Raw genomic sequence first — 25,213 nt, 5'->3', positions numbered from 1 at the left:
CATCATTGCCTATTATGACTTCGGTCATTCAGCCATCGCTGGAATAATATCAAGCACCAATTGCAAAAATTGACCCTTTACCTTCTCAGCTGTCTCCATAACTTCAGCATGAGACAACGGCTGATCCAAAATACCGGCTGCCATATTGCTAATGCATGAAATGCCAAGCACTTCGATACCGGCATGACGTGCTACGATTACCTCGGATACCGTGGACATGCCTACCGCATCTGCGCCTAATGCTCTTAACATCCGAATTTCAGCAGGTGTCTCGTAGTTCGGGCCTAACAAGCCCGCATACACACCTTCCTGGAACGTAAAGTTATGGCGCGCGCCCACTTCTTTAGCTATCGTCCGCAGACGATGGCTGTATGCCTCCGACATATCAGGAAAGCGAACTCCAAGCTTGTCGTCATTGGCACCTGTTAGCGGATTTTGCCCTGTCATATTTAAGTGATCACTGATCAGCATTAAATCTCCTGCCTCATAGGACATGTTAATACCGCCTGCCGCATTAGTAACCAATAGCTGCTTCACGCCGATTGCTTTCATAACCCGTACTGGGAAAGCCGTCATCTCAGGCCCATAACCCTCATACATATGAAAACGACCTTTCATGAGTACGACCGTGCGGCCTTTAATAGTACCAATCAGTAATTCACCTGCATGGCCTTCAACCGTTGATTGAGGAAAATGAGGAATCGATTCATATGCGATAGTCACCGGCTCTTCTACCAAATCAGCAAGCACACCCAGTCCTGACCCCAATATCAAACCGACCTCTGGCTCGGATGGAATTTGCTTAAGAATAAACTCCGCAGCTTCTTGAATATGTGTATATGACAATACTTGTAAACTCATCTTTATAACCTCCGCTCCCATGATTTCTTTATTATAATCCTATAACTGCTGCAAAAAACTAGTTCCGATCAGTGGCCGTGCAACATCAAAGTTGTCTGCTATCGTGGCCCCCAAATCCGCATACGTTTCACGAATACCGAGCGAGCGACCAGGCGCGAGTGAAGGACTGTAGATCAGTAGCGGGACATATTCCCTCGTATGATCCGTCCCCGCATGAATAGGATCGTTGCCATGATCAGCCGTTATAATAAGGAGATCATCGGGTCCAGTTCGCTCCAACAATGCGGGCACTGCAAGATCAAACTGTTCTAACGCCTTCGCATACCCTTCTGGATCGCGTCTGTGACCATATAAAGAGTCAAAATCCACTAAGTTAGTAAACAACAATCCCTCAAATGATTGTCCCATCTGATCGATCGTAATCTCAATTCCATGCTGATTACTCTTGGTAGGATAAGTGGCACTGACCCCTTCACCCGTAAAAATATCGTTAATTTTGCCTACCGCTATTACATCCTTACCACCATCGTGAAGCGCATTCATAACGGTTGGAGATGGGGGCTTTACGGCATAGTCGTGCCGGTTGGACGTTCTTGTAAAATGACCTGGTGCGCCAATATATGGACGAGCGATTACGCGCCCAAGCGTATAAGGTTCAACTAACGTGAGCTTACGTGCAATCTCGCAAGCACGGTACAGCTCATCTAGCGGGATCACTTCCTCATGCGCCGCTAATTGAAACACGCTGTCTGCTGAAGTATAGACGATCCATGCCCCTGTCTTCATCTGTTCCTCACCATATTGAACGAGTACATCTGTACCTGAAGCAGGTTTGTTACACAACACTTTACGTCCAGTCGCTTCCTCAAATTGCTGAATAAGCTCAGCAGGGAAACCTTCGGGGAACGTATTAAAAGGTGTCGTAATATGTAATCCCATTAATTCCCAATGACCTGTCATCGTGTCTTTTCCCGCTGATATTTCGGCCATCTTGCCGAAGATGCCTGTTGGCTGCTCTACGCCTTTCACTGCTCCCAGATTCGTAATATTGGCTAATCCAAGACGCTGCATATGGGGAATCTTGATCGAAGGCACACGTTCGATAATGTGCCCAAGTGTATGGGCTCCGGCATCTCCGAAGCTAGGCGCATCAGGTAGTTCTCCAATCCCGACGCTATCCAGCACAATTACAGTTATTTTGCGAAAACGCGGTTTGTCTGCTTGGCTCATCACGAATCACTCCTCGTTTAAATTCCTGATTAGTCTGTGTTATGTGAACGCTCTCCATTCTACACAGGCCAAGCGTGATTAGCTGCTAACAGTCAAGGTGACTTTCTCGCACGAGGATGCGAGGTTGTATACACCTCTTTCATGCTGAGCCGCGCTCCATAATGTGCATATCGCTGAGTTGTCGAAACATCCGCATGCCCAAGCATCTCTTGCACGGCTCTTGCGTCTGCCCCATTGTTAAGCATATGGGCCGCAAATGACTGTCTAAGCGAATTCGGAGTAAATGGAAAATGCCACGATAAAAGGCTCGCATACTTTTTTACCATTTTCCAAAATCCTTGTCGTGTCATTCTCTGGCCTCTCGTATTGACAAAGAGCGCTTGCTCCTTAGCCTCCACCTTATCCAAGTCGGATAACTCATCAGGCTGCGAATTGCTTACAAATTGTGGCCTGACATGATTCAAATAGGTATGAAGCGCTTCGACTGCAACTTGGCCAAGGGGAATAATACGCTCTTTCTGATTCATGATGCTGCGGAGAAAAGCCAAGTTCAGATGAACATCATCGCAATTAAGCGCGATAAGCTCTGAAATTCTTACTCCTGTGCCGTAAAGCGTTTCCAACATCGCTCTATCCCGTATACCTTGTGCAGTGTTCGGATCAGGCGCACTTAACAATTGCTCTACTTGTTCAATCGTAAGCAAATGCGGAGACTTGCGCTCTGCCTTTGGCGTATCTACCCCTAATGTCGGATCTGTGGCAACAAGCCCTTCACGATACATATACAAGAAGAACGATCTTATCGTGGCCTTGTGCCTAGTGACGGTAGAGGCTGCTCTGCCTATGGTGCGTAATTGAACGATATATCGTGATATATGGAGTGCTTGTACTACAGACGCGCACTGCAAGCCTTCTGCCCGTGCATAAACTAGAAAGGCATGCATGTCCCGCATGTACGCATCACGAGTATGGTCTGATAGATGACGTTCCTCCTTTAAATAGGTATCATACTGTTCCAACTGTCTTTCCAATTGAGTCGTCATACTTGCCACGTAACCCCTTAATTCTCTTCATCTATTACCTCTCTATCATACAACATATGCCTGCATAAACGCTATTCACCCATCCAATAGAATAAGCGTAATCGATCCGTCAACGTGTCAGGCTCCATCCGAATATTGGGGTCGCTGTGGAACACTTTAATTGCTCTGCCCTGAGGCTCTTTATATTTATCAACAGGGGCAATCCAGCTAGACATCATACCAAGTATTTGAACCATCGCATATGTACATACCAAAAATAAAGCTATAAATTTGAGCCTTTCCGCCCATCGGCGCACGGAAACAATCATATGATATCCCCCCACTTAAAACGTAATACATAGATATGACTGGCTAAGACTAGCGTATGAAGGAGAGGGTTCCAATATGCGTTGGGTTTGCTGCTCAGCAGCAAGAAAACGTCGGTTTACTCACCGTTCCGCTCTTGTCACATAAGATATAGAACGTATATATTTTTGCGCAAGTACGCATGTAGAGTGGAGGATTAGCCGGATGCGCCAATTATCACGAATGCTCACAGCGGTGATCCACAGCAAGCCGAGCAGCCAAACTGTCCGTAAAATGATCATTTTGAAAGACCGCAAAAGCTATGAAAACTGCGTTAAAGTACTGACGAAGCAAGGGATTACCCCCGTCAAACAAGTGGCTAAAGCTAACATGGTTTGTTGTCACTTGGATCAGGACATATCAATACAAGACTTGCTCCACCATCCAAGTATTAAACGAGTCGAGACAGATGTGCTCGTTCATACGCATGCTGCACCCTTTCAACTGCAAGCACCCACTGAAGAAATCAGCAGCAATCAATTTCAACAGCACCATTATCCTTGGGGAGTTACAGCTGTGCATGCACCCTCAGTGTGGCCTCGTGCGAAAGGTAGAGGTATTAAGGTGGGCGTACTGGACACAGGGATATCACCACATCCGGATCTTCGAATCGCAGGCGGTATAAATACAATTAAACGTGATTCCTCGTACAAAGATGACAATGGGCATGGCACTCATGTTGCAGGCACTATAGCGGGTCTGGGAAAGAGCAGGCTGCCCTATGGTGTCGCTCCACAAGTTTCCTTATATGCGATTAAAGCGTTGGATGAAAAAGGTGACGGTTTTGTCTCGGATATTGTCGAAGGGATCGAGTGGTGTATTGCGCAAAATATGAACATCATTAATATGAGCCTTGGCCTTGATGGTCCAAGCGATTCGTTGCACGCTTCTATTCGCAGAGCTCATCGCAGAGGAATCGTGATCATCGCTTCTGCCGGCAACAGCGGTCCCGATAACCTTACGATTGATGCGCCCGCCCTTTATCATGAAACGATTGCTGTGGCTGCCTCCGACAAGAAAGGACAAATTGCCGAGTTCAGCAGTCGCGGTAAAGGAATCGATATTACAGCTCCAGGCGTTGACATCGTCTCTACAAATAATAAGCAAGGTTTATCCATAGATTCTGGCACATCCATGGCCGCTCCTCACGTAACGGGTACCGTGGCGCTTATGCTGCAATTAAATCCTGCACTTGGCCCTGATCAAGTGCGAACGATCATAATGTCTACTGCACATCATTTGAAGGGCTATAACAACCGTTCAGAAGGACACGGCCTAGTGGACGCCAAACTGGCTGTAAGAGCCGCCATGAAGAGCAATGTCACCAAGCGCAGACCGCTAGTTCCAGCGCTAAGACGACGTACAACGCCCCCTGCTTTGCCTGAGCATAGCATGGCCGCTGCTTCGAGCAAGCGAACCGGAGCTGGTGCAGTCAGGCAACGGAATAGACGGCGCCTCCAAAGCAAGCGTATAGAAGCTCTCGTACGAACTTCGGCTCACAATCTACAACGATTAAGTCGACAATCAAGGAAATAATGCTCATCGAAGCAGGAAGTACTGCGGTACTACAACACAACGAAAAGAGCCTCAGCTCTGCGTCTGGGGCTCTTCGTATAGGTTGACCGTCAATAGGGACGGAATTCAATTCAAAAGTTACAGTTGCTGGTCTGCTTGTTGATCTTTCTCTTTCTCCTGACATTTCTTGCAAATGCCTTGGAAATCAAGACGGTGATCGATGACTTGAAATTGGAATTCCTTCTCTAACCGCTCTTCCAACGGACCAAGCCAATCGTCCAAGATCTCTTGCATCGATCCACATTGGACGCATATTAAATGATGATGATGGTGCTTCGTATTGTCCCCGCGCAAATCATAGCGCGCTACGCCATCACCAAAGTTCAGCTTCTGAACTACATGCAGTTCACTTAACAGCTCTAGTGTACGATACACGGTGGCAAGACCGATTTCGGGCGCTTTCTCCTTAACGAGCATAAACACATCTTCTGCGCTAAGATGATCTTCCTCGTTCTCTAATAGGACACGCACTGTAGCTTCACGCTGCGGTGTCAGCTTGTATCCTTGGGATTGCAGCTGTTGTTTAATCTTATCAATCCGCGCTTCCATGGTCTCCCCCCTTGCCGCCTAGCCGCAATTCGACTCACTTCTATTATTATAGGGGGGAAACGCAAGTAGTGTCAAATCTTTTAGCTATAAGTTAAACGCAATCCCAGGCTGAATAAGTGCCGACACCCAATTCATCAGCGCAGGACTGATCCACGTTACGATCGCTGCTACTACCACCATGCCAATACCAGCCCCTACTTGGACCGTTGCATAATGAAGAAACGGGTCTCGCAGCGATTTCATACGCTGCACAAAAAGTCGATTTTTCATAATATAGAGGGCGATCGAAATGGACGAGACGCTAGCGATCAACAGCAACGGAATTGCAATTGCATTTTGCGGCGCAACCGTAATTAACGCTATGATTACACCTTTCCAGGAATATTGTCCCACCAACGTTCCGATTGTAAAGCCAACCAGCACTCCTTTAGCAAAGTCCATAATCAGAACAAGCGGAAAACCGATAATGGAAAGACCAAATAAGGCAATCAAAAACACCCAGCGCCAATACGACCATAACGTTCCAAGAAAAGTCGTTTCATCCGCATGTTGTGCCACACTAATAAACGCTTGATTTAAATGCCTTGACAATTCCTGCTGCTGTTCGAACGTAAGCGTATTAACCAAGAGGGCTCCGAACACGATACCTATTGCAAAAATGACGGATACAAAAATATACAGATGGAGATGCTGGCGGACATTAGGCATCATCGCAGGCATAGAAATCTTCCCCTTTCACAACAAGCATCAGCACAACTCTCATTCGTTCCCATTGTATGCTGTGCTGCTTAAGGGTATGACTGCTTGTCTCTCTACACTTACCTGTACCTTCAATCGAATGCGTTATAAAAACGCATGCAAATAAGATAGATGAATTTAAAGCGTTACTCTTCCATACTTTCCTCCGCCGCCATTTGCAATTTCTATATCGCCTCCCCTAGCCACATGGATACGCTTCGCAGTATCCGCTCCAACCACTGCCGCCAACTCCTCTTCTGTTGCTTGATGGAGGACGTTCATCTCCGTCCCGAATTGGGAGAGCAGTTTGGTTAGCGTTTTAGGACCAACACCTGGAATGTATTCCAACGGAATCTGATGATAGTAAGGCGCACGCATCGCTGCAAATTGTTCTGCTTCTGTCTCGCTCCGATCTGCAAGTTCTGCAATTCTGTCAGAAACACCGGCGATAAATCGGCTCGTTCCGCATATTTCACACTTCTGTCGTTTGTTTGGCTGATAATGTCCTTCTACACACGTCGTCTGATGATATTTGCCTAGTCTAGGATCAAGACCGTAATTAGCTTTGATACCTCTCCCCTCGTTAGCTCTAAGTGCCATCACCCATTCTTTAAAAGTGGGCAATGCCAAATTTAGCGCATTATATTCTCGTGCAATTTTGTTTAAGGAATGAGCATCTGAATTGGTCAGGAAATGATATCCATCCAATTCCTTTATGTAGGATGCCATCTTACTGTCCGCACTCAATCCCACCTCAATGCCATCGATTAACGACATATCCAACACATCACACATACGATCCGCGCAACTTCCATACAAGCTTTTATGTGGTGTAAACACGTGGGCAGGAATAAATACGCCGCCATGCGCTGCCGTTTCTTCCTGAATATCCGTTATCCGCGCATAATTTCTTTGAGTGGATAAATTCATATTACGAACATATTGTGACATCCACGTCGAAAAGTGCTTCATCGCATCAAAGCTCGGCAAGTAACACAAAACATGAGCGGCACCACGCCCATGTTCCTTGAACTCAATTTCTGTTCCTAAAATAATCGTCGTCTGACCATAACGTATACCACCATCGGCGTGTTCTTGCATTTCACCACTGTCCAGCAATCGTTCTATATCAGCCAGCACACCAGGAGCATGACAATCGATAATGCCGATGAGCTGTAGCCCCTTGCGTTCTGATGCCTCACGAGCGATCGCTTCAAATGTCAAGTTGCGGCTACCACTTATTTTGACAGGCACACCATCAGATGTCGCGCCAATATGGATATGAAAATCGCCATAATACGTTGTTAAATCTGTTTTGTTCGCTGTCATCTGCTCATCCTGCTAATATTTTTATAATTTAATCCTATATTCATCTATGCATTTATTCGTTTATTCATTCATACACCCGCGCATTTGCGCATTCATGTACCAGCAAATTCATACGTTCATATACTCATACACTTAGTTAATTCACATTCACAATTAAACAGGCCATTTCCCTGTCAATTGACGGAGCTGCCAAGCGTAGACTGCGTTTATCGTTTTGGCATCGCTAATCCGTCCCGCTCTAATCGCGTCATAAGCTTCCGTTAGTGTTAGCGCACTCACTTCCAGAAACTCATCCTCATCCGTATGCATCTCACCTGCAATCAACTGTTCAGCCGCATATAAATGAATAATCTCATCAGCAAAGCCTGGTGACGTATAAAATGATCCTAAATGAACAAGCGTTTCCGTCTTATAGCCTGTTTCCTCTTCTAATTCACGTCTAGCCGCATCTTCTGGCCGCTCTCCTGCATCCAACTTTCCAGCCGGAATTTCAACTTGCGATTTGCCAAGCGGCTTCCGATATTGCTCCACTACAACCATCTTCTCATCCTGAATTGCAAGCACAGCGACTGCACCAGGATGCCTAACAATTTCACGGGTTGCCTGTGATCCGTCTGGAAGTGTAACGGTATCTACCTCCAACGAAATGATGTTACCTTTAAATATTGACTTGGTCTCCAGCGTCACTTCCTCAAACAACGGGCTGTCGGCAAAATTCGAATCATGTTTGCTCATCTTGTTATCTCCCTTCTTAATTGCACATAGGTATACGAAACATTCTATTTCATACGTTCATTTTTGTTATTACATGCATATCTGTAAAGAGATGCACATATTCATTATATCAAAGCAAAGTTGTCCGACTCGACCAAGCATTGTAGCAGCCTTTTACAGAAAGGAAGATCCTCACATGTCTATTAAAATGGGTCATAATAAGCAGCAGTTGTGGTTAAGCGGGACAAGCACTGAAATACAAGCTGCACTTCGACGATTGCTCTTAAAGATGGGGACAGATGTCAGACTGGTGGACGCCTTACAATATAGTTGTACCGATTATCAACTTCGTTCGTCTGCACCACAATCAGCACCGGTTAGCCTACGTTCCGTGTAGATAAGCCAGCTCCCATTGTAAAAACTAGATCGTTGTTTAAGAAGCCGTCCCCTCTTCATATTAGAGCAGACGGCTTTCTTTAATTTCGAACGAATACAGTTTGTGTTTGTTAGGTCAAATATTTGTTAAGTCAAATAAAGGACGATTACGATTTACTTGCTTCTTTAATGATGGCCACAACCAATTGAGCCGTTTTCACGAGATCATCACTATGAATTCTTTCCTTGGTCGTATGAATATCCAAGTAACCAACTGCCAAATTCACCGTCGGAACGCCAAAACCGTTAAAGATATTGGCATCACTGCCGCCTCCGGAATGAAATACTCGTGTGCTCAAACCAAGTCCTTCGATTGCACGTGCAGCAAGCTGTACCACTTCATCCCCTTCTTCAAAGTAAAACCCAGGATACATAAGCTTGCTCTCAAAAACAGCTCGTGCACCAAAGTCAGCAGCAGCCGATTCGAGCGCCTCTTTCATCGAAGCAACCTGTTGCTCCACCTTTTCTTGCACAATACTGCGTGCTTCCGCGTCAAGCTTGACATAATCTGTCACAATATTAGTTGCACCGCCACCTTCAAAGCGACCGATGTTAGCTGTCGTTTCGTGATCGATACGGCCAAGCGACATACGAGCTATCGCTTTGCCAGCAACTTGAATAGCACTAATTCCGTCTTCAGGATTTACACCTGCATGAGCGGACTTGCCGTAAATCTCCATCTGGATTTTCGCTTGGGCAGGTGCCGCAACGGCAATCGATCCAACTTCTCCATTGGAATCAAGCGCATAACCAAGATCTGCTTGCAAATAGCTGGCATCCATCGCGCGTGCACCCTGAAGTCCCGATTCCTCGCCAACCGTAATAACGAATTGGATTTGCCCGTGCGGGATGTCATTTTCTTGAATGACACGAATCGCTTCAAACATCGCTGCGAGCCCTGCCTTATCATCTGATCCCAAAATGGTTGTGCCATCGCTATGAATCATGCCATCCTCATCTACAATCGGCTTAATTCCTTTGCCTGGCGTAACAGTGTCCATATGAGAAGTAAAAAATAAGCGCTTCGTTTGTTCTTGTCCAGTTGATGCCGGCCAAGTGACAATCAAGTTGCCAGCGCCGTGCCCCGTCGCTGCTGTCGTATCGTCCTCCACCACTTCCAGGCCCAGCTCACTGAACTGCTTTTTTAATAGATCACAAATGTTCCGCTCGTATTTCGTCTCACTGTCTACCTGAATCAATTGCAAAAAATGTTGGATTAAACGCTGCTGCTGTACCATATTGACTTTCCTCCTGACTTGAATTTCGTTAGAATAGAATTAATGAACGTTCTGTACGAGAAAGGAGTGCCTTACATCCATGAATAAAAAGCGCTGGTTCCGCATCATAGTTTATCTTATGCTTATCGCCATGGTAGCTTCTACCTTGTTCGTACTGGTTGAACCCTTCTTATACGGACTTTAATCAGCCAGTCAACCCCACTACAAGTAAAGTATCGGATATAGAATATCCACCGCAACAATGACGGACGAGCCATGCATAAAGCATGGCTCGTGTTCGTCTGTTCTGCTAACTAAGTGCTAACTCAGACCAAGTCTCATTAACGGCCTGATCATACCCAAATACTTCAACGAAGTAAGGCAACAATTGCGCACCCACTTGTTGCACCGTAAACGTCTGACCGGTTACATCTTCCAGCGAGGTAACGCCATATTGTTGAATGCCACAAGGTACAATTCCGGTAAATCCCTCATACTGAATCCCACTTTTAATATTAAAAGCAAACCCATGACTCGTTACAAAACCACGATGACGGCGGCACTTGTTAAACTTAACGCCAATAGCTGCGATCTTCGTTTCTCCGACCCAGACACCTGTAAACTCTGGCTTACGACTGCCCAAGAGACCAAATGACGCTAAGTAGCGGATAATGACTTCTTCCAGATTACGTAAGTAGCCATGCAAGTCAAGCCGCTGACCATCCAACAGCAGTATCGGATAACCTACCAATTGTCCAGGCCCGTGATAAGTAATATCACCGCCGCGGTCAATCTCATACACTTGAATGCCACGCTGCTTTAACTGTTCAGGCGACAGCAGCAGATGCTCAGGGTGACGCTGTGAACCAATCGTATAGGTAGGCGGATGCTCCAACAGGAACAATGTATCTGAACGTGTCCCCTCATCCACCGCACGCACCACTTGCTTCTGCATATCCCAAGCCTGCTTATAGTCCAGCCTGTCAAACGTATGTACGACAAGCTGCTTTAGTTCATTGCCATCAGTTCCAACTGATTGTACCTGCTGTTCATCCATAGCCGCTCACACTTTCTTTCTATCTATCTGACATCCTCATGCTCCACTGTATAGCATGCCATTAATAAACTTTCGTTTCAAGATCAAACCCTTCCAGGTTTTCTTTCACACGCTGCAAGAAACGTCCGCAAATTACACCGTCTAAAATACGATGGTCTAATGACATACACATGTTAGCCATCGAACGAACAGCAATCATATCATTAATAACGACCGGTTTCTTGACAATAGATTCAAACGTAAGAATCGCTGCCTGCGGGTAGTTGATAATCGGGTAAGAAGAAATTGAACCAAACGACCCCGTATTGTTAATCGTAAAGGTTCCTCCTTGCAAATCATCAAGCTTAAGCTTACCTTCACGCGTCTTACGGGCTAGCTCTTCCACTTCACGTGCCAAGCCGGCAATATTTTTCTGATCAGCTTTCTTAATAACCGGCGTGATGACGGAATCTTCCGTACCTACCGCAAGTGAAATATTAATGTCCCGCTTCACGATAATTTTATCTACGGCCCAAACCGAGTTCATGATCGGATAATCCTTAATGGCATTCACAACAGCTTTAAGCACAAAAGCCAAGTAGGTTAAGTTAATGCCCTCATTACGCATAAATTCATTTTTTAATTTATTTCGAAGCTGGACCAGATTGGTCACATCGACCTCAATCATCGTCCATGCATGAGGTATCTCCGATACGCTTTGTCTCATATTACGAGCAATCGTACTACGAATCGGTGTGACGTCAATCAAATACTCGCCGCGGCCTGATTGACCATTATCAATCTCAATCGTTGGCAGACGAGGATTTTCAGAAAGATGTATTCCCGTCGTACGAACAGGTCCATTATGCACATTGCTGCTTGGAGTCACCTGTGCTGCTGCCGATGGTTGAGCGACTGGTGGCTGCTGTGCTGAGTCCGTATTGACTGTAGACCCACGCGTGCCCTGCTCTGCCCCCAAGTTGCTTGGCTGAGCGAACGCAGCAGCTGAAACAGCCGGCACAGATACCGCAACCGCTTGCTGATTTTCAACAAACTGGATTACATCTTTACGTGTAATACGCCCGCCAAGTCCAGTCCCAGGCACATCGTTTAACTGAATGCCATGTTCTTGAGCAAGGCGCTGCACAGCCGGAGAGTACCGGTTACGCATCTCTTGTCCTTGAGCAGGCACTGCTGGCTCGGACACACCAGAAGCTGGTCGCTCATCACGAACAGCAGCGGTTGTACTTACGACCTCATCTACGCCGTAATCCATACGACAAATAACCGCTCCAACTTGAACGGTCTCACCTTCCTGAGCTATAATTTCCCGCATAATCCCCGCTTCAGTAGCGGGAATTTCAGCCATCACCTTGTCCGTAATAACCTCACATATCGGTTCGTAGGCCTCGATTGCTTCTCCTGGCTGCTTTAACCATTTGCCGATTGTAGCCGATACTAACGATTCCGCAAGCTGCGGCATGACTACATCCTTCCCCATTCCGTTTCCGGACATCCACATTCACTCCTATCGCTAACGCGCGGTACGGGAACTACCCGTACCGCCGCTACGCATCGTTATTGCTGTGTTATACAGGCAAGCATACACCCGAACTAGAATATCGCGAGCTGATGCATCGCTGCTTTCACTTTATCTTTGTTAAGCATAAAGGTACGCTCAAGCGGGGGACTGATCGGCATCGCAGGAACGTCAGGACCACAAAGGCGCATAATTGGTGCATCAAGCTCAAACAAGAGCTCCTCAGCGATAATGGCAGCTACTTCTGCTCCTACACCGCCCGTCTTGTTATCTTCATGAATAATCAGAACTTTTCCTGTCTTGGCTACAGCTTCTAAGATGGATTCGCGGTCAAGCGGCTGAATGGTACGAAGATCGAGAATATGAGCGCTAATGCCTTCCTTCGCCAGCTCCTCCGCTGCTTCTAAAGCAAAATGAAGCGGCAAACTATATCCGATAACTGTAATATCCGTTCCTTCTCGGAGCACATTCGCTTTCCCGATTGGAACGACGTAATCCGTCTCTGGTACCTCGCCTGAAATCATACGGTAACATTTCTTGTGTTCAAAGAAAATGACCGGGTCAGGGTCACGTACCGCCGCCTTGAGCAGCCCTTTAGCATCATAAGCTGTAAATGGCGCGACAATTTTGAGACCTGGCGTACCAAAAAATACAGACTCCGGACACTGTGAATGATATAGACCGCCAAATATACCGCCACCAATTGGCGCACGAATTACGACCGGACAGCTCCAATCGTTATTTGAACGGTAACGGATTTTGGCCGCTTCGCTTATAATCTGGTTCGCAGCCGGGAACATAAAGTCTGAGTATTGCATTTCGGCAATTGGCTTCATGCCTACCATAGCTGCACCTATCGCCACGCCTGCAATGGCAGACTCCGCGAGCGGCGTATCGATAGCACGCTGCTCGCCAAATTGTTCATACAAGCCTTTTGTCGTCGTAAACACGCCGCCTTTCAGGCCCACATCCTCACCCAGTACAAACACTTCTTCGTCGCGTTCCATTTCTTCTTTCATTGCCAATCGAATGGCATCAATATATTCTATAACTGCCATTAGCTGCGACCCTCCTCTGACTGTGCATACACATGTGTGTACGTATCCTCCGGCTGCGGATAAGGTGCTTCTTCGGCATATTTTGTCGCCTCATTGATATGAGCTTGCAGTTCCTTCACGAGTGCAGCATCCTGCTCTTCCGACCACAAGCCGCATTCGATCAAATACTGACGATAACGAGGCAAGCCGTCACGCTCGCGATGTAAATCCACTTCTTCCTTTGAGCGGTAAGCCAAGTCATTGTCTGATGTAGAGTGCGGAGCAATTCGATACATCATTGCTTCAATTAATGTAGGTCCTTCTCCACGTACCGCTCGGGCACGAGCTTCCTTGACGACACGGTACACTTCTAATGGGTCCGTTCCGTCTACTTGCACCCCTGGGAACCCGTAACCAATGGCGCGGTCACTAATCTGTCCAGCCGATTGTTTGGAGAACGGTACAGATATGGCATATTGATTGTTCTCACACATAATAATGACAGGCAATTTATGCACGCCTGCAAAGTTACAGCCTTCATGGAAATCACCCTGATTGCTTGAGCCTTCTCCAAAAGTAACAAACGAAACGATATCCTGCTTGCGCATTTTAGCTGCCAGTGCAATGCCTACAGCGTGTGGCACTTGTGTCGTTACGGGACTTGAACTCGTGACGATGCGGTGACGCTTCGCACCAAAGTGCGCTGGCATCTGGCGACCACCACTGCTAATATCTTCTGCTTTCGCAAAAGAGGCCAGCAGCAAATCTTTAACCGTAAGACCAACGGAGAGCACAAATCCATAATCTCTGTAATAAGGCAAATAGTAGTCACGCTCGCGATCAAGCGCAAAAGCGGAAGCGACTTGAGCCGTTTCTTGACCTATACCTGATATGTGAAACGTAATCTTGCCCGAGCGCTGCAACAAAATGCCACGCTCATCAAATTTGCGTGCAAGCAGCATCATCTTGTACATCTCAACTGCCTGCGCATCCGTTAGACCAACCTGTTCATGCTTCGTTTGTTGACGAACCGAAGTTTCTGGTGTCATGGAGTATTCCTCCCTTTATTCAAGCCGTAGCTTTATTATTCCCTTGCTAGCCGAAACTAGAATTAACAGGGCTCTCTTTCTGGATATGATAAGCTCATGCAACCACAGCTAAAATAGCCCAGCTTATACAGCATCTTGTTGTACTTATGGCTGGAACTAATACCAGGTACTAAGACTTGAGCCTAAATCCATTATACTCCGACATTTTAAAAAAGAAAACTTCATTCCTCACACAACCAACGAAGCCTGTTTTCACCGATCTGTTACTATCCTTTACCTTACATCACTAAAGACTTATTTTCGGCAGCAAGCATGGCTTCGCTCATAATTTCGGACAACGATGGATGGGCATGTATCACTTGTCCCAGCTCCCAAGGCGAGGCATCGAGCAATTGTGCAAGTGAAGCTTCACCTATCAGTTCTGTCGCGTGCGGCCCTACAATATGTACGCCTACCAGATCCTGCGTCAGGCTGTTAATGACAACTTTTACAAATCCATCAGTTTCTCCCTGCACGATAGCTTTGCCAATCGCTTTAAAAGGAATTTTCCCTGTCACAACGTCAAGCCCTGCTTCTCGCGCCTGTTCTTCCGTCATTCCGATCGACGCGGCTTCCGGCCGCGAATAGATACATTTGGGAATCGTATGTTCAGATAATGGCGATTGAAATTCACCGCTGAAATGTTTCACAGCTGCAAGTCCTTCAGCAGAAGCAGCATGTGCTAGTTGCAAACCGCCAATACAGTCACCTATTGCATAAATGTGAGGCTCCTGTGTCTGCATCCATTCATTCACTTTAATAAAACCATTCTCAATACGAACATTCGTATTTTCTAACCCTATATGTTCAACGTTAGCTTGACGCCCGACCGATACAAGCACTCGTTCCACTGTTAGGGAGATCGGCTCGTCCTTTTTGTTGAGCAACAATTGTACGCAATCATCCGCTTTCAGAACACCGTCATGACCTACAGTAGTGTTAGTATGAATACGAACCCCACGTTTCTTCAACAAACGTTCCATCTCTTTGGATACTTCCTTATCCTCTGTTGGCAATAGACGCGGTCCTGCTTCAATTACGGTTACGTCCACACCAAAGTCAACTAGCAGAGAGGCCCATTCCACGCCAATTACGCCGCCGCCCACGATCGCAACGCTTTGAGGCAAGCTGCTCCATTCCAATGCTTCGTCACTCGTTGCAACAGCGTTGCCGTCAGGCTCCAATCCTGGCAAAATACGCGGCCGTGAACCCGTAGCAATGATGAGGTATTTGGGAACGATTGTAACCGACTCGCCTTCTTCCAATTCAACCGCTACTGATCCGCTCTGCGGTGAGAAAATAGAAGGGCCCATCACACGGCCATTTCCATAAATCACTTCAATATGATGTTTCTTCATTAAGTATTGAACACCACGATGAAGCTGGTCTACGATTTCTTGTTTGCGTGATTGTACACGCTCAAAGTTATAGGTTATGCCTTCCATATGTATACCAAATCGTTCACTCTCACGTGCTTGCGCGTATACTTCTGCACTACGAAGCAGCGCCTTACTTGGTATGCACCCTCGATGCAGGCACGTCCCTCCAAGACGGTCTCGTTCCACAACAACCACTTGATGCCCAGCCTGTGCAGCAGCAATTGCTGCAATGTAACCACCTGTACCGCCACCTAATATGGCGACATCCACTTGTTTGGTCATTTGACATATCCACTCCCCGTTACGATCGATAATGCTGCATATAGCCCTATTGTACAACTTATTTTATTTCTCGCCAAACCAACCACCACCTATAACGACAACAGGCGCGTCCGAATGAATGGGATTAGACAACGTCCTTATTTCAAGGTAAAATATGGAGAGAATTGGACTATTCAGACAGAAGGATGGAATAACGCATGAGCATAAGGACTACGATTTCCAGATTTATCGCCATCTTGTTATTAGTTGTTCCTGGAGTGCTGGCCACTATCGGCTTTTTACAAATGAAAAACGCTATCTTCCATTACATAGCGGATAATGGCAACAGCACAATCGTGTCTCCTACTTTCGAGTGGCTTTCCTTTTTATTTGGCTTACTCTTGTTTGCAATCGGCGTTTCGTTTATCGGAGGTTGGATTTTCTTTCGCGACAAGAAACATAATTATGTCGCCCCTCGCTTTCGGGACAAAAAGCCTCGTCCGATTGGGCGGGCGTCAGCTGCTCAATCCAGGGCCGCCGCTTCACAAGAGGAATAACATAACCAATGGCTGTCCAATAAGTAATTAGCTTATTCGAGAATATACAATCATAAAGACAGGTGAACAACATGAACAAAACAGAAATCTTGGAGTTGCTTAAGCAATTGAGTATTAGCTATGACATCGTGGAGCATCCCGCTGCGTATACGATCGAAGAAATGGATCGTTTTGCAATGCCTAATGCCAATCAAGTTGCGAAAAATCTATTTGTTCGGGACGATAAAAAAAGAAGTTATTATTTACTAACCATTCAAAAAGATAAAACGGTAAATTTAAAGGAATTGCGCGCGCTACTGAATTCAAGACCACTCAGCTTTGCTTCTGAAGAGGATCTGTTTAACTATCTTGGCTTGCATAAAGGCGCAGTGACACCCTTGGGCGTACTAAACGATACCGAACGTAAAGTCGAAGTTATGATCGATGAGGATTTATTACCACTTAATAACATTGGCATACATCCAAACGAAAATACCGCAACAATTTGGATTTCAATTGAGGATTTACTAAGACTTATACAGAGGCACGGTAACACTGTTCGTGTAGCTAAAATTTAAATCGTTCCTACTTTTAACATTAACAAAAACGAGGCATCCAGCAGTCAATTTGTACTGACTTGTTGGACAGCCCCGTGCTCATTCATAATGCAGTTTGGTTACCAGATATTATATGTTCTTATTAAAGAATGGAGTTCGACTCAACCGCTTTCGTCTCGGCTTACGGACAGGCGTATTCCCCGGACGCTGCTTGTTCCTTGATAACGGCGGCTTCCTTTTCTTATTCCTTTCGACGACAGACGCCTCTTCCGCTGCAATTTCTCCAGCATTAGGGAATATTTGCGCATCTTCTAACGCTTCGAACAAACCTACATTTTCAGCAAGCTGCTCGCTATTAAACAAATCCGGCGAAAATCCGATCTTGCCGAAATCTCCAGCCAAAATGACCTGTACCGATTTGTTCCGGTTAATTATGACAGACTCTATGAGCAGCCAATCATATAGCAGCGCTGCAATAAGCGCAGCCTTCTGCACCGTTAAAGGGCAGTTGGGCGGCCTGGGAAACGGAGGCTGTCTTTTGCCGCCTTCCTTCGGCCGCGGCTCTGCGCCTTCGTGAACAAACGGACCTTCACCATACGCGGCAGGAGAAGGTTCCCCTTGCGGCATGGATGATGCGGAGAACTGCTCGTTACTGTCGTTCCTTATTTCGCCATATCCAGAACTACGAGGATGCTGATTTGGCCGTGGACCCATAATAAGCCCACCTTTCATTCTTGTCTGACGACAATACTTTAATATCAACTGCTATTAGTATAGTCATTGGACTAAAGATTGGTGAGTATAATTCATAAATTGTCCTGCCCTATTCGTCCTGTTCTGCAGGCAACTTTGCATGGGATTGCTCACGTTTTAGCTTTGCTCGTAATCGTTCCAACTCAAGCTCAACTGGATCCACAACAGGCACATTTGTAATCTGCTCTGATTGGGTAAATGCGGTATCGCGTTCGTGAAGACCAACGTTCCCCTGATCTGTCATCTGAATTGCATGCGAATCACTTCTGCTGCCAATAAGTGTACGTTCAGGCTTAGGAACTTGAACATGAGCAGGTTCAAGTGTTGATGCAGAATGAACTATCGGCTCATCAGCACTTATTTGCTCCGTTTCGCTGCCCCCATTACTCTCACCGCTGTGCCCCTCATCCTCCTTATCGGTATGCAGAGTTACGACGTTCCGTGTACCACTTATCCGTTCATAGAATAACCGCTTGTCCCGACTGAACAAATTTAAAACGACGTGGATGGCCATAACGCCGATCAACACCAGGTGTACGATGACAAGACCCAAGCTCGCACTATAAGGTAGCTCCCCATAGGTATAAATGATGGCCAACACGCTGTTTAACCCAAACACCCCATAATACAGCATTCCGTATCGTTTAAACAACGCAAATGCTGTTATCTCAGGCTTATTGCCGCGGCGATTATCCTCGATGACGTGAATACGGGTAATCCACTTTCCGATCGTGCGCCCACCGGTAATAGATGTAATGACTACAAAATACACAAATACAGATATGGCAAGTGCAACTAGGCGGAATGAAGTCGCATCCATGTTACGATCAATATATCCCCAAGTCATCGCATCTGCACCATACAAGACAAGGCCGACAATACTTGCAAGCATTCCGAGCACAGTAGAATCAATCACAAAGGAGATGCCACGTCGGATAAATCCGACCGTCATTTTTTCCAAATCTATATGTTCATCCAACTTGTCTGCCCGCGGCAAAAAGTAAGTGAGAATAGGCGCAGCAACAAAACCGATCATACCACCCAACGTATTCAGCAGCAGATCATCTACATCGAATAAGCGGTACGGACATTCATAAAAACCATACAATCCTGTCAGTTGGGTCGTCTCAAAAAAGAGGGACACAACTAAACTTAACATTAAGGTGCTCATCCAGCCACGGCGGAAATAATAGCGCAAGTAAACACCTAGAGGCACAGTTAACACGACATTAAACAGCGCCTGCAAAAATGCACGCTCTTTAAGCAAGTAAATATAAGAAGCGGGACTGCTCCAGTTGATGACAGTTTCCTTCCGGATATCATTTATGAAGGTAAAAGGCTTTGTTTGCATGTATGACCATAATGAGCCCTCACGTAAACAATTACTGAAGTCCGCCGGCAGAGGCAAAATGACCAAATAATAAGCAGAAAGCAAATAAAGCAGCAAGGAATAGAGCACGACAGACCGCAGCTTGTTGACATACCCGTATTTGCGGTATTGAACAATAAGAAACGGAGTTGTGAGTGCCAATGCGATAAACGGGAATGTGATTATCGCTTGTTTAATCGGAAATAAGTAAGCGTTCATGCGTAGTTCTGACCCTCTTTCTTACGGTAAAAATAACAAACGGACCCCTGTAAACTTTTTGGAATATACGATGCTCCACTGGTCAACAAAAGATACGAAAAACAGCGCTCAAGTCCGAGCGCCTTTTGCATCATAACATATGAAGTCAATGAGAGAAAACATCTTGTACACTGTATGACTCTTATCATCAGCTATTTTTGACGGCGTTTGCCTGTAGAGGAATACTTCTAATAAAATTTAAAATTCGGTTATTGACGTCCTGCGGGTAATCATGATGAATATAATGCCCTGCTCTAATGTATGATTTTTGGGTCGCCTTGGACGATATGGACATAAGTTCGCGCTGCACCTCGCGCCAATTCGGATAGCCGTTATTGGGAGCGGACAGGACGAGTACAGGTATGTCCCCAACTTTACCATGTTCTAGTAATTTGAGGCCGTTCTTATGAAATTGTTTTCGTTCTTCCAACATCATCCGATTGTTTGCGTTTTTTAAAATCATACTTACTTTGAGCTTCTCAATAGACAAGGGGAGATCCTTCATGTCTTTAAACGAATCGTTCATCATGCCCAAATCACTTAAACCACGCAGCACACCCAGCTTTTTAGCACCTTCAATCATATACCAGCCCATTTTATATCCCCAGTCCATGTCAGTATCTCGAGCGTATTCAGGACTGATGCCATCTAACATAATGAGACCACTTACTTCATCTGGATACAGCTGTGCAAATCGAATTCCTTCAAGCGCTCCCATAGAATGACCCAATATAATGTAAGGCGGTCGCTCTCCAGATTGCTGAAGCAACTGCCGCAATTCATTTGTTATCGTATCGATATCTCTGGATGCGTCAGTGGCTTCGCTCCAACCATATCCAGGTCTTTCATATGTAACTACACGCGTGTATTGCTTCATCGCTTCTGTTAGGGGATAAAAATCAGCATAAGGAGAAGATGTCCCATTTCCTGCTGACAACACAAGCGTTCCTTTTGCGTTTGGTTGACCACTTGCCGAAACAAACATCTGATGGCCATTAATGGAAATAAGTTTGCCTGCCGGAGAGACATTTCTGAAATCTAGCCACAGTCCGATCATCTGATATAGCCAACCCAACAAACCTACACTAAGGATTACGCAACCTGCTCTAACTTTTTTTGACTTAAACATATATCCTCACCTTAATCATCACTCTCATGAAGTTGAACTATTTCGAGTGATACGACGTTATCGAAAAATAACTCCCCTTCAAACGAGTTTATCCCCATCGAGAAGAATCGGCTTCATTTCCGAATTGTTTTCGATAACACCATCTAGCCTTTGCAGCATGTAGCCTATACCCGCGCAATCACTTAATGGAAAATTAAAGACTTGGCCTTCAGATGTGAAAATGAATGGTAATAGTTTGCGAAACTTCTTTCCACCCAACATTACAATTTCCGCAGCTTGATCTATCTTTTTCTCCACCGCTTGCTGGCGTAATTCGGATATTGTTACAAGCTGTGGATGATTGGTTCCAAATCGAACGTTATAGTTCTCCGGCACAATATCGTGCTTAAACAAAAAGCCATGCTTGGCCGAAAGGATGCACCAATGCTCAAAGTGAGCACGGGCATAGGCTTGACATTTCCGGTGCAGTGCCCCGGTATATACATACTGTGCTTCGTAAGAACCAACAGCTTGTCGATCACTGTCCCATATTTTACGAGAGCCACAAGGAATTATACACAATCGTCTTCGTCGCAAGATGCGTCTACACTCCGTTTCATCATATCAACCTTAGCCTATTCTTTTTTATCATACCATTAAATAGGAATTGTGTAAGGTGATTATAGCAAAAAAGCCCGTATCCAAGCGAGTTGGAGGTTACGGGCTATCTATTACTCTACACTAGCCTAGATTTGACTACCCTTTACAAGCCACTTTACGCATTTTCCAGCCGCCCGCCTTTTGCTGTTCGTGCCAAAGGCGATTGTATATCCCTGCGCCATTTATCAGCTCAGAATGAGTCCCCGCTTCCGCCACTTGCCCGTCCTCTATTACGATAATCTGATCAGCGTTTCGGATCGTCTTCAGACGATGGGCGATTACCACAACCGTCTTAGAGCGAACAAGCGCTTGAATTGCTTGCTGAATATATAGCTCGTTCTCCGCGTCAAGCGAAGCTGTCGCTTCATCTAGCAATACAATCGGTGCATCTTTCAAAATAGCACGTGCGATGGACAATCTTTGTTTCTCGCCTCCTGATAAGGACGATCCTTCCTCACTGATGACCGTATCATATCCTTGCGGCAGCCTCGTAATAAACGAATGACAATTGGCAGACTGGGCCGCCTGCACAACTTGCTCAAACGTTGCGGTAGGATTGCCTATTTTAATGTTGTTCAGCACGGTATCATTAAATAAAACAACATCTTGAAAAACCATACTGATGGAGTCATATAAGTGATCCGTAGCGATCTGGCGCACATCAATACCACCAATCTGGATCGAGCCACTCCACACATCCCAAAAGCGGGCAATCAAATGTGCAATTGTGGATTTACCTGAGCCGGATACACCAACTAATGCCGTCATGCTGCACGGCTTTACTGCAAAGCTGATTCCAGACAACACAGGCCTGCCGTCATATTGGAAATGAACGTTCTGAAACTCAATCCCAAATTGTTGCGGTATTTTAGGCGTGATCGGTTCTGGTAAAATCGGTTCCTCTAATACACCTTGTACACGCTCACCAGCGTTGTTCATATAACGCAATTCTGCTAAATGAGCACCAACCATACGTAGTGGATTGTAAAAGCGCAGGCTAATAATAAGAAAGATCAGAAATACCGACACATCTAAAGTGCCTCCAAACAATAAATAACTGCCCAATAATAGTAAGCCGATAAATCCAACTTCTAGCACAATGGCGTATGACAAAATGATAGGTGAAACTGTCGCCTCCAGCTTAATGCTCTCATCACTAAGCTGCTTCATTGCCCGCTGCATCCGGGCAAACTTCTCCCCTGTCTGATTGTACGCTTTGAACAATTTAATGCCGTGAATGTATTCCAGCAGTCTTGAATTGGCATATGATGCCATTGTCAGACGACGGCGGCTAGCTCCATTAATAGTACGCTGTGACCATATTAGCAGGGGCAGAGCCAATGGAACTGAGACGATCATCGCTAAGGCAAGCCGCCAATCTAACCAAAGTAGACATAACGCTACAATCGTAGGCATCGCAATGGCACCGACAATGTTAGAAAACAGATGAGTTAATATTTTTTCAACTTCATCGACATTGTTAAGCAGTGTGTGACTTATCTCCCCCTTATCTGTACGTGCAAAGTAACCCATTGGCAGCTTCCGCAGATGCTCACCCAAGCGCAGCCTCGTATCTCGCATTAGACTTGCCCCTGTTATCATCGCATCGAGATAGCCAAAAACAGAACAGACAGCTTGGAGCAGGAAAGCACCAAACATAATGCTCATGCATAACCACATTTGTTTCATATCGAGAGGCGGATGAAACAGCTGATGGATGACTACAATTAGCATCCCATAAGGCACACTTGCAAAAATCATTTCCAACACTGTAAACATGGCTGCACGGCGAAGCTTGCCAAGCGATCCTCCTGTTACGGCTCTTACTCTACTAAGCATGCTGTGCTGCCTCCTCTCCGCCTACTACCCAAACACTTGCTTCGGTATACGCCTTCCATAAGGATCGATACGGTTGGCACTGCTTTAGCAATTCCTCATGCTCCCCTATACCGGCAATTCTCCCCTCTTCAAATACGACGATACAATCTACTTCTGTAATTGTGGATAGACGATGGGCGATCACAATGGCTGTTTTACCTGGCAACAATTCACTTAAAGCATCTTGAATATGGGCTTCATTCTCAGGATCTGCAAATGCAGTGGCTTCATCTAAAATAAGGATCGGTGCATTTTTTAAAATCGCCCTTGCTATCGAAATCCGTTGACGTTCACCTCCGCTTAGATGCATCCCACCATCACCGATTACTGTCTGATAACCAGCAGGTAGCTCCGTTATAAAAGTATGTGCCTGTGCAGCAGTTGCGGCTGCGTATACTTCGTTATCTGTCGCCTCTTTGCGGCCAAGGCGAATATTTTCCATAACAGAATCGTTTAACATAAATACATCCTGGAATACAAAAGCCATGCAGTCCATTACGGTTTCGGTCTTCATATCCTTCAAATTCACACCGCCAATGCTAATCGCCCCATCTGATACGTCCCAGAAACGGGCAATCAGCTGTGCTGCCGTTGTCTTGCCTGCTCCGGACGGGCCAACAAAAGCTGTAATCGTCCCCTCTTCAGCCCGAAAGCTTATATTTTGCAGCACCTGGCGTTTACCATAACTGAAGTGCACGTTTGCAAATTCTAAATCGTAGCGCTGCGGGATGAGCGCATTTGCAGGCTCCTCAATTTCATCCTCTTGTAAGATGTCTTCAATTCGACTTACTCCCTCCAAGTTTGCTCTCAACATGTGGCCAAGCTCCGAAATTTGCTTAATTGGTGCCGTAAAACCAACTCCTAAAATAAGAAATAACAGTAATATTTCTAGTGACACCTCACCTGCCGTGTAGAGCCATATGCCAACAGGTAAAATAAACAGAAGTCCTGTCTCTATCATAACCATAAACAGTGCGTATACCGGGGCAAGCCGACGTGATGTCTGAATCCAAAAGGCCGTATACGCGTGAACGGAATCTTGATAGCGAACAAATGACTTAACAGTCATACGATACGCTTTTATAACCGGCATAGCACGGACATATTCAAGTATCGTGCTGTTCATCATTTCTAATGTCTGATGATACGCCTTCATTCGTTCTCCTTGTCCACGAAACATAGTAGATTGCATCAGAAAAGCGAGTGGAATTGGAATAAGCGCCGCCAGAGCGAGCCGCCAATCCATCGCAAATAGCACGATAACCGTAAATACGGGCGTGAACAAGGAAGAAGCAAAATCTGGAAGGTGATGGGCAATAAAATTTTCGATTCGTTCAACGTCCTCCGCAATAATCTTTTTTAGCTTCCCGCTAGTACGGTCAGAAAAATAGCCCAATGAAAGGCTGGCGAGCTTATTGGTCAGTTCGATTCGTAGGGAATACAAAATCCGATAAGCTACAGTATGCGAAATAATTGTGGATGCGGCCAGCAACCCAAATCGTAATATGACAGCTCCAAGCGCAATCCATACCATCGTCCATACCTGCTTCGTATCTACAGGTGGGTTCAGCAGCGCCACCGTCATCTGATACACGATCAGATAAGGAACCAGACTTAGAGCTGCACTCAGCACGGAAAATAGGCACGACCAAAACAACTGCACGCGGTGCGTGCCGGCTAATGCCAAAAGCTTACGTAAACTACCTTTCGACTGCAC

Annotated in this window: 24 protein-coding genes and 1 pseudogene; 5 read left to right on the top strand and 20 right to left on the bottom strand. The window is 45.8% G+C overall.

Features of this window, described 5'->3' with window-relative positions; all coding sequences use genetic code 11:
* Positions 1–24 precede the first annotated feature (24 nt).
* The 4 genes from H509_RS0105400 to H509_RS0105385 all read right to left on the bottom strand — a co-directional run bounded on the left by H509_RS0105400 (position 25) and on the right by H509_RS0105385 (position 3,442).
* A complete protein-coding gene (locus tag H509_RS0105400; RefSeq protein ID WP_028544184.1) occupies positions 25–861 on the bottom strand; it encodes a purine-nucleoside phosphorylase in 837 nt (278 codons plus the stop codon).
* A gap of 39 nt (positions 862–900) precedes the next feature.
* Positions 901–2,091 (bottom strand): phosphopentomutase, encoded by a 1,191-nt coding sequence (gene deoB, locus H509_RS0105395; protein WP_028544183.1) that lies wholly within the window; start codon positions 2,089–2,091, stop codon positions 901–903.
* Between the two features lie 92 nt (positions 2,092–2,183).
* Entirely contained in the window at positions 2,184–3,134 is a 951-nt protein-coding gene (locus H509_RS0105390) for a tyrosine recombinase (RefSeq protein WP_028544182.1), read from the bottom strand.
* A gap of 71 nt (positions 3,135–3,205) precedes the next feature.
* Positions 3,206–3,442: a DUF4227 family protein gene (locus H509_RS0105385; protein ID WP_028544181.1), complete on the bottom strand. Its 237-nt coding sequence runs from the start codon at positions 3,440–3,442 to the stop codon at positions 3,206–3,208.
* Between the two features lie 202 nt (positions 3,443–3,644).
* Here H509_RS0105385 and H509_RS0105380 point away from each other — a divergent pair, with 202 nt between their 5' ends.
* Complete coding sequence (locus H509_RS0105380; RefSeq protein ID WP_028544180.1) at positions 3,645–5,015, top strand: S8 family peptidase; 1,371 nt, start codon at positions 3,645–3,647, stop codon at positions 5,013–5,015.
* 117 nt (positions 5,016–5,132) lie between these two features.
* On the opposite strand, the gene fur is transcribed toward H509_RS0105380, so the two are convergent.
* From fur to H509_RS0105360, 4 genes are all read right to left on the bottom strand, one after another.
* A complete protein-coding gene (gene fur / locus H509_RS0105375; protein ID WP_028544179.1) occupies positions 5,133–5,603 on the bottom strand; it encodes a ferric iron uptake transcriptional regulator in 471 nt (156 codons plus the stop codon).
* Positions 5,604–5,687: 84 nt separating this feature from the next.
* Entirely contained in the window at positions 5,688–6,323 is a 636-nt protein-coding gene (gene spoIIM, locus H509_RS0105370; RefSeq protein ID WP_028544178.1) for a stage II sporulation protein M, read from the bottom strand.
* A 156-nt stretch (positions 6,324–6,479) separates the two neighbouring features.
* Positions 6,480–7,670 carry an endonuclease Q family protein gene (locus H509_RS0105365; RefSeq protein WP_028544177.1) on the bottom strand — a complete coding sequence of 397 codons (1,191 nt, stop codon included), beginning with the start codon at positions 7,668–7,670 and terminating at the stop codon, positions 6,480–6,482.
* Between the two features lie 153 nt (positions 7,671–7,823).
* A complete protein-coding gene (locus tag H509_RS0105360; protein WP_028544176.1) occupies positions 7,824–8,405 on the bottom strand; it encodes an NUDIX domain-containing protein in 582 nt (193 codons plus the stop codon).
* A gap of 175 nt (positions 8,406–8,580) precedes the next feature.
* Between H509_RS0105360 and H509_RS0105355 the strand changes: the two genes are divergently transcribed.
* Positions 8,581–8,781, top strand: coding sequence for a hypothetical protein (locus tag H509_RS0105355; protein WP_028544175.1), 201 nt, complete (start codon positions 8,581–8,583; stop codon positions 8,779–8,781).
* A gap of 145 nt (positions 8,782–8,926) precedes the next feature.
* Here the strand turns inward: H509_RS0105355 and H509_RS0105350 are convergent, their stop codons facing one another.
* Positions 8,927–10,057, bottom strand: a complete 1,131-nt coding sequence (locus H509_RS0105350; protein WP_028544174.1) for a M20/M25/M40 family metallo-hydrolase — start codon at positions 10,055–10,057, stop codon at positions 8,927–8,929.
* 79 nt (positions 10,058–10,136) lie between these two features.
* Here H509_RS0105350 and prli42 point away from each other — a divergent pair, with 79 nt between their 5' ends.
* Positions 10,137–10,241: a stressosome-associated protein Prli42 gene (gene prli42 / locus H509_RS27515; protein ID WP_157277469.1), complete on the top strand. Its 105-nt coding sequence runs from the start codon at positions 10,137–10,139 to the stop codon at positions 10,239–10,241.
* Positions 10,242–10,346: 105 nt separating this feature from the next.
* On the opposite strand, the gene lipB is transcribed toward prli42, so the two are convergent.
* The 5 genes from lipB to lpdA all read right to left on the bottom strand — a co-directional run bounded on the left by lipB (position 10,347) and on the right by lpdA (position 16,398).
* The gene (lipB, locus tag H509_RS0105340) at positions 10,347–11,093 is read right to left on the bottom strand and encodes a lipoyl(octanoyl) transferase LipB (protein WP_028544173.1); all 747 of its coding nucleotides are present in this window, start codon (positions 11,091–11,093) and stop codon (positions 10,347–10,349) included.
* A gap of 61 nt (positions 11,094–11,154) precedes the next feature.
* The gene (locus H509_RS0105335; RefSeq protein ID WP_028544172.1) at positions 11,155–12,588 is read right to left on the bottom strand and encodes a dihydrolipoamide acetyltransferase family protein; all 1,434 of its coding nucleotides are present in this window, start codon (positions 12,586–12,588) and stop codon (positions 11,155–11,157) included.
* 98 nt (positions 12,589–12,686) lie between these two features.
* The gene (locus H509_RS0105330) at positions 12,687–13,670 is read right to left on the bottom strand and encodes an alpha-ketoacid dehydrogenase subunit beta (protein ID WP_028544171.1); all 984 of its coding nucleotides are present in this window, start codon (positions 13,668–13,670) and stop codon (positions 12,687–12,689) included.
* A complete protein-coding gene (locus H509_RS0105325) occupies positions 13,670–14,698 on the bottom strand; it encodes a thiamine pyrophosphate-dependent dehydrogenase E1 component subunit alpha (RefSeq protein WP_028544170.1) in 1,029 nt (342 codons plus the stop codon). Before H509_RS0105325 ends, H509_RS0105330 begins: the two co-directional genes overlap by 1 nt.
* A gap of 278 nt (positions 14,699–14,976) precedes the next feature.
* Positions 14,977–16,398: a dihydrolipoyl dehydrogenase gene (lpdA, locus tag H509_RS0105320; protein WP_028544169.1), complete on the bottom strand. Its 1,422-nt coding sequence runs from the start codon at positions 16,396–16,398 to the stop codon at positions 14,977–14,979.
* Positions 16,399–16,595: 197 nt separating this feature from the next.
* Between lpdA and H509_RS0105315 the strand changes: the two genes are divergently transcribed.
* Together H509_RS0105315 and H509_RS0105310 are read left to right on the top strand one after the other, a co-directional pair.
* Entirely contained in the window at positions 16,596–16,934 is a 339-nt protein-coding gene (locus tag H509_RS0105315; protein WP_051286828.1) for a DUF2627 domain-containing protein, read from the top strand.
* A 71-nt stretch (positions 16,935–17,005) separates the two neighbouring features.
* A complete protein-coding gene (locus H509_RS0105310; RefSeq protein WP_028544167.1) occupies positions 17,006–17,491 on the top strand; it encodes a prolyl-tRNA synthetase associated domain-containing protein in 486 nt (161 codons plus the stop codon).
* Positions 17,492–17,599: 108 nt separating this feature from the next.
* On the opposite strand, the gene H509_RS0105305 is transcribed toward H509_RS0105310, so the two are convergent.
* From H509_RS0105305 to H509_RS0105280, 6 genes and pseudogenes are all read right to left on the bottom strand, one after another.
* Entirely contained in the window at positions 17,600–18,184 is a 585-nt protein-coding gene (locus H509_RS0105305; protein WP_028544166.1) for a hypothetical protein, read from the bottom strand.
* A 463-nt stretch (positions 18,185–18,647) separates the two neighbouring features.
* Positions 18,648–19,811, bottom strand: a pseudogene (locus H509_RS0105300) (VanZ family protein); the annotation flags it as partial.
* A 187-nt stretch (positions 19,812–19,998) separates the two neighbouring features.
* Entirely contained in the window at positions 19,999–20,979 is a 981-nt protein-coding gene (locus H509_RS24340) for an alpha/beta fold hydrolase (RefSeq protein WP_051286827.1), read from the bottom strand.
* Between the two features lie 78 nt (positions 20,980–21,057).
* Entirely contained in the window at positions 21,058–21,540 is a 483-nt protein-coding gene (locus H509_RS24335) for a DUF6884 domain-containing protein (protein WP_245595984.1), read from the bottom strand.
* Between the two features lie 174 nt (positions 21,541–21,714).
* On the bottom strand, positions 21,715–23,457 hold the full coding sequence (locus H509_RS0105285; protein WP_028544164.1) for an ABC transporter ATP-binding protein: 1,743 nt from the start codon (positions 23,455–23,457) through the stop codon (positions 21,715–21,717).
* Positions 23,450–25,213: an ABC transporter ATP-binding protein gene (locus H509_RS0105280; protein ID WP_028544163.1), complete on the bottom strand. Its 1,764-nt coding sequence runs from the start codon at positions 25,211–25,213 to the stop codon at positions 23,450–23,452. Before H509_RS0105280 ends, H509_RS0105285 begins: the two co-directional genes overlap by 8 nt.

Source organism: Paenibacillus taiwanensis DSM 18679 (assembly GCF_000425125.1).
Lineage (GTDB): Bacteria > Bacillota > Bacilli > Paenibacillales > Paenibacillaceae > Paenibacillus_B > Paenibacillus_B taiwanensis.
Note: the sequence above shows the minus strand (reverse complement) of the source record. Positions and strands in the feature narration are given on the sequence as shown.